This is a genomic window from Cellulomonas jepli (assembly GCF_047229345.1).
Taxonomy (GTDB): Bacteria; Actinomycetota; Actinomycetes; order Actinomycetales; family Cellulomonadaceae; genus Cellulomonas_A.
Map to the genome: position 1 here is coordinate 1 of NZ_JBFTER010000151.1, position 8,800 is coordinate 8,800.

At 73.2% G+C, this 8,800-nt stretch carries 7 protein-coding genes; 2 read left to right on the top strand and 5 right to left on the bottom strand.

Translation table 11 applies throughout. The annotated features are described in order from the left end of the window. The 4 genes from narH to AB6N24_RS21980 form a co-directional block, all read right to left on the bottom strand. A partial coding sequence (gene narH, locus AB6N24_RS21965) for a nitrate reductase subunit beta (protein ID WP_412871489.1) occupies positions 1–1,376 on the bottom strand: 1,376 nt, incomplete at its 3' end. A 57-nt stretch (positions 1,377–1,433) separates the two neighbouring features. Continuing rightward, on the bottom strand, positions 1,434–5,192 hold the full coding sequence (locus AB6N24_RS21970) for a nitrate reductase subunit alpha (RefSeq protein ID WP_412871490.1): 3,759 nt from the start codon (positions 5,190–5,192) through the stop codon (positions 1,434–1,436). 104 nt (positions 5,193–5,296) lie between these two features. Continuing rightward, a complete protein-coding gene (locus AB6N24_RS21975) occupies positions 5,297–6,589 on the bottom strand; it encodes an MFS transporter (RefSeq protein ID WP_412871491.1) in 1,293 nt (430 codons plus the stop codon). 301 nt (positions 6,590–6,890) lie between these two features. Continuing rightward, positions 6,891–7,124 (bottom strand): hypothetical protein, encoded by a 234-nt coding sequence (locus tag AB6N24_RS21980; RefSeq protein WP_412871492.1) that lies wholly within the window; start codon positions 7,122–7,124, stop codon positions 6,891–6,893. Between the two features lie 298 nt (positions 7,125–7,422). Here AB6N24_RS21980 and AB6N24_RS21985 point away from each other — a divergent pair, with 298 nt between their 5' ends. Continuing rightward, positions 7,423–7,785, top strand: coding sequence for a DUF3817 domain-containing protein (locus AB6N24_RS21985; protein ID WP_412871493.1), 363 nt, complete (start codon positions 7,423–7,425; stop codon positions 7,783–7,785). 39 nt (positions 7,786–7,824) lie between these two features. Here the strand turns inward: AB6N24_RS21985 and AB6N24_RS21990 are convergent, their stop codons facing one another. Then, entirely contained in the window at positions 7,825–8,319 is a 495-nt protein-coding gene (locus AB6N24_RS21990; RefSeq protein ID WP_412871494.1) for a DUF5956 family protein, read from the bottom strand. Between the two features lie 216 nt (positions 8,320–8,535). Between AB6N24_RS21990 and AB6N24_RS21995 the strand changes: the two genes are divergently transcribed. Continuing rightward, the coding region (locus AB6N24_RS21995) for a hypothetical protein (RefSeq protein WP_412871495.1) at positions 8,536–8,800 on the top strand (265 nt) is incomplete at its 3' end.

Sequence of the window (8,800 nt, forward strand, 5' to 3'; positions counted from 1 at the left end):
ACGACGTACCGCTCGTCGTACTTCGCGAGCGCGAGCAGGCGGTACATCTCGTACATCGTCGCCTCGTCCATCCCGACGGACTCGGGGATGCGCGGGTTGCCGGGGCGGCCCATGTTCAGGTCGCGCATGTACGAGCGCATCGCCGCGAGCCGCTTGAGCACCGCGGTGACCGGCGCGGTCTCGCCCGCGGTGAACAGCTCCGCGAGGTACTCGACCGGGATGCGGAGCGTCTCGATCGCCGCGAACAGGTTCGAGGTGTCCTCGCTGTCGACGCCGGTCTCCTGCACCACGTCGACGACGGGCGAGAGCGGCGGGATGTACCAGACCATCGGCATCGTCCGGTACTCGGGGTGCAGGGGCAGAGCGACCTCGTAGGTGCTGATCAGCGCCCAGATCGGTGAGCGCTGCGCGGCCTGGACCCAGTCGTGCGGGATCCCGGCGCGCTCCGCCGCACGCTGCACCTCCGGGTCGTGCGGGTCGAGGAACACCCCGCGCTGCGCGTCGAGCAGGTCCTTCTCGTCGGTGACCGACGCCGCGGCGAGCACCTTGTCGGCGTCGTAGAGCACCAGCCCGATGTACCGCAGGCGCCCGACGCACGTCTCCGAGCAGACCGTCGGCAGCCCGACCTCGATGCGGGGGAAGCAGAACGTGCACTTCTCGGCCTTGCCGGTCTTGTGGTTGAAGTAGACCTTCTTGTACGGGCAGCCCGTCACGCACTTGCGCCAGCCGCGGCACGCGTCCTGGTCGACGAGCACGATGCCGTCCTCGGCGCGCTTGTAGATCGCGCCCGAGGGGCACGACGCCGCGCACGACGGGTTGAGGCAGTGCTCGCAGATGCGCGGCAGGTAGAACATGAACGTCTGCTCGAACTCGAGCCGCACCTTGTCCGAGACCTTCTTGAGCACCGGGTCGTGCACGGTGAGCTCCGGGGCGCCGCCGAGGTCGTCGTCCCAGTTGGCGCTCCACCCGACCTGCATGTCCTTGCCGCTCAGGAGCGACTTGGGGCGGGCCACCGGGACGTGGTCCTGCAGCGGGGCGTTCGTGAGGTTCTCGTAGTCGTACGTCCACGGCTCGTAGTACTCGTCGATCGACGGCTGCTTGGGGCTCGCGAAGATCGTCAGCAGGTTCTTCAGCCGGCCGCCGGCCTTGAGCTGGAGGCGGCCCTTCTTGTTCAGGGTCCAGCCGCCCTCCCACTTCTCCTGGTCCTCGTAGGTCCGCGGGTAGCCCTGGCCGGGGCGGGTCTCGACGTTGTTGAACCAGACGTACTCGGTGCCCGTGCGGTTCGTCCACGCCTGCTTGCAGGTGACCGAGCACGTGTGGCACCCGATGCACTTGTCGAGGTTCATGACCATCGCCATCTGCGCCATGACTCTCATGCGGTCACGCTCCGCCCTGCGCTCGTTCCTCGCTCCGTGCGTCGCCGTTCCGTCACGTCAGTACTCCACGTCCTGCGAGCGGCGGCGGACGACCGTCACCTCGTCGCGCTGGTTGCCGGTCGGGCCGAGGTAGTTGAACGCGTAGGCCAGCTGCGCGTACCCGCCGATGAGGTGGCTCGGCTTCACGAGCAGCCGGGTCAGCGAGTTGTGGATGCCGCCCCGCTTCCCGGTCGTCTCGGCCTTCGGCACGTCGATGAGCCGGTCCTGCGCGTGGTACATGTACACGGTCCCCTCGGGCATCCGGTGCGAGACGATCGCCCGCGCGACCACCACGCCGTTGCGGTTCACGGCCTCGATCCAGTCGTTGTCGCGGATGCCGACCTTGGCCGCGTCGCGGTCGCTCATCCAGATCGCGGGGCCGCCACGCGAGAGCGACAGCATGAAGAGGTTGTCCTGGTACTCGGAGTGGATCGACCACTTGTTGTGCGGGGTCAGGTAGCGGACGGTCACGCCGAGCTCGCCCTTCGGTCCCGCCGGACCCGTCGCGCCCAGGGCACCCTCGTCGAACAGCGCCTGCATGTTCAGCGGCGGCCGGAACACCGGCAGCCCCTCCCCGAGCTCGGTCATCCAGTCGTGGTCGAGGTAGAAGTGCTGCCGGCCCGTCAGCGTGTGCCAGGGCTTGAGCCGCTCGACGTTGACGGTGAACGGCGAGTACCGCCGCCCCCCGTGCTCGGTGCCGGACCACTCGGGCGAGGTGATGACGGTCGTCGGGGCGGCCTGGGTGTCGGCGAACGTGACCTGCTTGCCCTCGTGCTCGGCGGCGAGGTCGGCCATGAGCGTCCCGGTGCGCCTCTCGAGCGTGTGGAAGCCCTGCACGGCGAGCCGGCCGTTGGTCGTGCCGGACAGCGCGAGGATCGCCTCGCAGGCGTGCACGTCGCGGGACAGCAGCGGGCGCCCGTCGGCGACCGCACCCGGCGCCCCGGCGGGGATGCGCGCGACGCCGTTCTTGCGGCGCAGGTACTCGATCTCGGGGCCGACGTCGAACGTCACGCCCTTCGTCGTGAGGCCGGCGGTGTCGGGGACCGGCCCGAGCGTCGCGAGCTTCGCGGCGACCGCCGGGTAGTCCCGCTCGACGACGACGAGCTTCGGCATCGTGCGGCCCGGCACCGCGTCGCACTCGCCCGCCTTCCAGTCCCGCACCCGGCCGTGCGGGTTCGCCATCGCGTCCGGGGTGTCGTGCGTGAGCGGGACGGCGACGACGTCCTGGCGCACCCCCAGGTGCTTCACGGACTGCCGGGACAGCTCGCGGGCCAGGGTGTGGAAGATCTCGAAGTCGGTGCGCGTCTGCCACGGCGGCGCGATCGCCGGGCTGAACGAGTTCACGAACGGGTGCATGTCCGTGGTGTTGAGGTCGTGCTTCTCGTACCAGGTCGCCGCGGGGAGCACGACGTCCGAGTAGACGGTCGTGCTCGTCATCCGGAAGTCGAGCGAGAGCAGCAGGTCGAGCTTCCCGCTGGGCGCGTCGTCGTGCCACGTGACGTCGCGCGGCCGCGACCCGGGCGGCGCCTCGGTGGCGAGCAGGTTCGAGTCGGTCCCGAGCAGGTGGTGCAGGAAGTACTCGTTGCCCTTGCCCGACGAGCCGAGCAGGTTGGCCCGCCACACCGTCAGCACGCGCGGCCAGTTCTCGGGGGCGTCGGGGTCCTCCGCCGCGAACCGGAGCCGGCCCTCGGTGAGCTCGCGCGGCACGTAGTCGCCGACGGGCAGCCCCGCGGCCTCGGCGTCGGCCGCGAGGTCGAGCGGGTTGCGGTCGAACGTCGGGTACGACGGCATCCAGCCCATGCGCGCCGACTTCGCGATGACGTCGGCCGTCGTCATCCCCGTGAACGCCCCACCCGTGCCCGGTGTCGCCGCGGAGAGCGTGTCGGCGCTGAACGGGTCGTAGCGGAACTGGTCCGTGTGCAGGTACCAGTACGCGGTCTGGATCATCGTGCGCGGCGGGCGGGCCCAGTCGTTCGCGGTCGCGTACATCTGCTGGCCGGTGACCGGGCGGACCTTCTCCTGCCCGACGTAGTGCGCCCAGCCGCCGCCGTTGACGCCCTGGCAGCCCGTGAGCGTCGTGAGGGTGAGGAACGTGCGGTAGATCGTGTCCGAGTGGAACCAGTGGTTGGTCCCCGCGCCCATGAGGATCATCGACCGGCCGCGCGACTCCTCGGCGTTGGCCGCGAACTCCCGTCCGATCCGCTCGGCCTTCGCCGCGGGGACCCCCGTGAACTGCTCCTGCCACGCGGGCGTCCCGGGCTGCGACGCGTCGTCGTACCCGGTGGGCCACTCCCCCGGCAGACCCTCCCGCCCGACGCCGTACTGCGCGAGCAGCAGGTCGAGCACCGTCGTCACCACGTGGTCGCCGACCCGCCGCACGGGCACCCCGCGCCGCGACACCGCCGCGGTCCCGTCGAGCGTGTCGAACCGCGGGAGCTCGACGACGACCGCCTCCGCCGACCCCACCTCGCCGAGCACCGGGCCGCCCGCACTGAGCAGCGGCTCGACGTCGCCGAGCTCGAGGTTCCAGCGCCCGACGCCCTGCTCGCCGTACCGGTGGCCCAGCGAGCCACCCGGGACCACCGGCCTGTCCGTCCGGGCGTCGAGCAGCACCGTCTTGAACGCCGCGTTCTCGCCCTGCGCCTCCGTGCCCGGCAGGTCCTCCGCGGTCAGGAACTTGCCCGGGACCCAGCGGCCGTCGCGCTCCTCGAGCCGGACCAGGAACGGCAGGTCGGTGAACCGCTGCACGTAGTCGGTGAAGTACGGGACCTGGCGGTCGACGAAGAACTCCTTCAGGGTCACGTGCCCCATCGCCATGGCGAGCGCGCCGTCGGTGCCCGGCTGCACCGCGAGCCACTCGTCGGCGAACTTCACGTTGTCCGCGTAGTCGGGCGAGACCGCGACGACCTTCTGCCCGCGGTAGCGCGCCTCCGCCATCCAGTGCGCGTCCGGGGTGCGCGTCACCGGGAGGTTCGAGCCCCACATGATCAGGTAGCCCGCGTCCCACCAGTCACCCGACTCCGGGACGTCCGTCTGGTCGCCGAACACCTGCGGCGACGCCACCGGCAGGTCCGCGTACCAGTCGTAGAACGACAGCATCGGGGCGCCGATCAGCGCGTGGTACCGGGCGCCCGCACCGTGCGACACCATCGACATCGCCGGGATCGGCGAGAACCCCGCGACCCGGTCGGGCCCGTGCTCCTTGATCGTGTGCACCTGCGCCGCGGCGACGAGCTCGACCGCCTCCTCCCACGTCGCCCGGACCAGGCCGCCCTTGCCGCGCGCCCGCTTGTACCGCGTCGCCCTGACCGGGTCGTTCACGACGTCCGCCCACGCGAGCACCGGGTCCCCGAGCCGCGCCTTGGCCTCGCGGTACAGCTCGAGCAGCACGCCGCGCACGTACGGGTACCGGACGCGGGTGGGTGAGTACGTGTACCAGCTGAACGCCGCGCCGCGCGGGCACCCGCGGGGCTCGTACTCCGGGGAGTCCGGGCCCACCGACGGGTAGTCCGTCTGCTGCGACTCCCACGTGATGATGCCGTCCTTGACGTACACCTTCCACGAGCACGAGCCCGTGCAGTTGACCCCGTGCGTCGAGCGGACCACCTTGTCGTGGCTCCACCGGTCCCGGTAGAAGGTGTCGGCGTCGCGCCCGCCGATCTGGTGCAGCGTCCGCAGGTCCGGCGACACCGAGCTCTTCGTGAGGAACCGCCGCGTCCGCAGCAGGGCCTCCGTCACGTCGCCGTCGAGCCGGGGCGGGTCGTTCTGCAGGGTCACGGTGCGGGGTCCTTCCGGGTGGTCGGTTCCGGCGGGTCGTGCGTCGTGGTGCGGGAGGACGGCGGTGCCGGGCGGCGGTACGGGTGAGGCGCCGGGTGCGGGCGTCAGACGGGGGCGCGCTGGGCGCGGGCGTGACGGCGGACGGGACCGCGCGTGAACAGGGCCGTGAGCACGCAGACGACCGCGAGCAGCGCGAGACCGAGGCTGTAGTCCCCGGCGACGTCGAACACCGCGCCCATGACGAGCGGCGGCACGAACCCGCCGAGCCCACCCGCGGCGCCCACGAGCCCGGTGACCGCGCCGACCTTCTCGGGCGGCGCGAGGCTCGCCACCAGCCCGAAGGTCGCCCCCGAAGACGCGCCGAGCAGCGCCGCGAGCCCGAGGAACGCGATCGTGCCGACCGGGATGAGCGGCAGCTCGAGCGCCGCGACCCCGGCGAGCACCGCGGAGCCGACGAAGCACACGGCGAGCACGGTCGTGGCGTCGAAGCGGTCGGTCAGCGCTCCCCCGACCGGGCGCATGAGCACGGCGAGCACGACGAAGCCCGCGGTCCGCAGCGCCGCGTCCTCCTGCGTGAGGCCGAACGCGTTGATGAGGTAGGTGGGCAGGTAGACGCTGAACGCGACGAACCCGCCGAAGCCCACGGCGTACAGCACGCTGAGCTGCCCCGTCGCCCGGAGCCGCGCGGTCGCCCACGTGCGGGTGAGGAACGAGCCCTGCGGCACGACCCGCCCCGGGGCGTCGCGCACGAGCAGGCCGGCCACGACCGCGTACACCGTCAGCACGCCGGCGACGATCAGGAACGGCGCCTCGGGGCCGACGGCGATGGTGAGCCGCACGGTCGTGAACGCCGAGATCGCCGTCCCGCCCATGCCGAGCCCGAAGATGCCGAGCGCCGTGCCGCGCCGCGCCGGCGGGTACCACGCGTTGACGAGCGGGACCCCGATGGCGAACGCAGTGCCGCCCAGCCCGAGGAAGAACCCGCCGACGAGCATCGCCGCGAAGCTCTCCGCGACCAGGCCGACGAACAGCACCGGCAGAACCGTCAGGATGCTCACGGCCGGGAACATGACCCGAGCGCCGACCCGGTCGGTCAGCGCCCCCACCGGGATCCGCCCGAGCGAGCCGACGACGACGGGCACCGCGACGAGCACCGCCTGCTCGAACCCGGTCAGGTCGAGCCGCTCCCGGTACGCCGCGCCGAGCGGGCTGATGAGCGCCCACGCCCAGAAGTTGACGAGGAACCCGAGCGTCGCCAGCACGAGGTTGCGGGTCGAGCCGGTGGGCGTGGCGGGTGGCGTCGACCGGGCCGTCGCGGTCGGCGCGCGGCCCCCGGAGCCGCGCCCCGCAGGCGCCGTCCCGGCACGACCGTGCTGCTCACCGCTGCGTCCCGACATGGGGCCCCCTCGCAGTTCGTCACGTCGTCGTGACTCCTCGGCAGGTCCTTGCGAACGTAGCACCGGGCGTTCGCGGGCGGCAGGACGTCGGTCCCTTGACCTGGGCGGGGGCGGGGCAATACCGGGGACGCCGCTCGTTCGACCCGGTCCTGCGGGCGTGCTCGACGCGCGCAGGCGTGGGGCGCGGGCGGGTCCGGGCGCGTGTGGGAGCAGGCGATGTGGGCGGGCACAGGCGCGGGCGGGCGCGACGGACCCCGGCGTGGCGGCGCGGGGGCCGTCGCGCCCGTGCGGTGCGGCCCGGTCAGCGGGCCAGGCGGCCGGCCAGGAGCTGCTTGCCCTGCTCGGCGCCCTTGCGGCTCTCGCCCTGCGCGCGGCGGAAGAACTCGGCGAGCTCGGTGTCGCCGTCGCGCTCCGCGTCCTGGATGTACGTCTCGAGCCGCAGCGCGTTGTCCAGGCACGCCTGCGTGAACCAGAGGATGTTGTAGTCCTTGTCCTTGGTCCCGGTGACGCTTCCCGTCTCTCCTGTGCTGGTCATCGTGGGCTCCTTCGCCCTCGTGCGAGGTGCTCGGGTCCCCGTCCGCACGTGCGCGGGCCGGTGGACGCTGCGGCAGCGGGCTCGACCGTGAGCACGCCCCACGCTTCTCGCACCGGGCCCTCGCCGCAACCCCCACGGCCCACCCTCAGCCGCTCGTGAGAGGCGGGGTCGCACGGGTCGTCGCGACCCAGCGAGTCCACGCGTCGAGCGTGGCGGCGTGACGAACGCCTCCGTCGATCGCGGCGCACCGCGCCGCCCTGTGACCCAGACGCGTCCGCGGCCGTGATCGGATGGACCCGTGACCGCACGTGACCACACCCTCCTCGCCCGCCGCGCCTTCACCACCGTCGCCGTCGTCGAGGCGGTGACCTGGACCGGCCTGCTCGTCGGGATGTTCCTCAAGTACGTCACCGAGACGACCGAGGCCGGCGTGTGGCTGTTCGGGCGCCTGCACGGCGCCGCGTTCCTCGTCTACTGCGTCACGACGCTCGTCGCCGCGCGGGTGCTGCGCTGGTCCTGGGTCGTGACGCTGCTCGCGCTCGCGGCGAGCGTCCCGCCGCTGACGACGTTGCTCTTCGAGGTCGTGGCACGCCGTCGCGGGCTGCTCGGTGGTGCGCGGCCGACGACGGACGACACGCGGCCCGTGCCCACGCGGGTCTGAGAGCGAGGCACGGCCCCCGGGCGCCGCAGCGCGCGGAGGTCACGCGTCCGACCCGAACCAGCCGTCGATCGTCGCGGCGGACCAGGCGACGAGCTCGGCGCAGCACATCAGCGGGCCCCCGGCGGCCTCCGCGCCCGCGGTGAGCCGGTCGACGGCCTCGTCGAGGTCACGCGTGCCCGGGGGCGGCCGCAGCAGCCAGAGCCGACCGGATGGCCGCACGGGGACGCCTGCGTCGGCCAGGAGCGAGGCGACGATGCCCTCCACCTCCGCGTGGTCCCACGCCGACCACGCGATCTCCGGGCCTGGGACCCCGTCGCACACCGTCCGGACCACGCGCACGGACCGGTCGGGCACCCAGGCGCGCTCCCGCGCCGGCCACACCGCGGGGACGAAGCACCACAGCGGCGCGTCGGGGGCCAGGTACCAGCCCTGTGCCCGGGCGGCGACGACCGAGGGCAGACGCTCGGGCGGCAGCTGCTCCGTCGGCCACGGGTCGCGGAGCATGCCGTCCCAGCCACCCCAGTCGCCGACCACCCGACGAGTCTGCCAGCGACGCCGTGCACTCCGGCGGTGGACGCGGCGCGCAGGCCGACCCACGTCGGCCGGGTCCGGAGCGGCGAGCCGAGCGGTGAGCCGGAGCGGCGAGCAGCGCACAGCGGGCTGCGTCCGCGGGGGGGACGGCCGGTTACGCTCGACCGACGAGCAGACACCGCTGACGGCAGCGGTCCGGTGACCCGGCGAGGAGGGCACGTGCGAGCGGCAGCCCCGGTGCAGGCGCGGGTCGCGCGCGTCACCGCGCCCGCGACGGTCCTGTGGGCGCTCGCCGTCGTCTCGGCGCTCGTCGCGACCGCGAGCGCCTCGCCGTCGCTGGTCTCGCTGACCGCCGCCCTGGGTCTGCTCGCCGCCGCGACCCTGGCCTCGATGGTGCCCCTGCTGCGCTCGGTCGTCGCGCGCGTGGCGGCCGTCGTGCTGCTCGTCCTGACCGCGCGGCACCGTCCGCCGCGCGCGCCCCGGC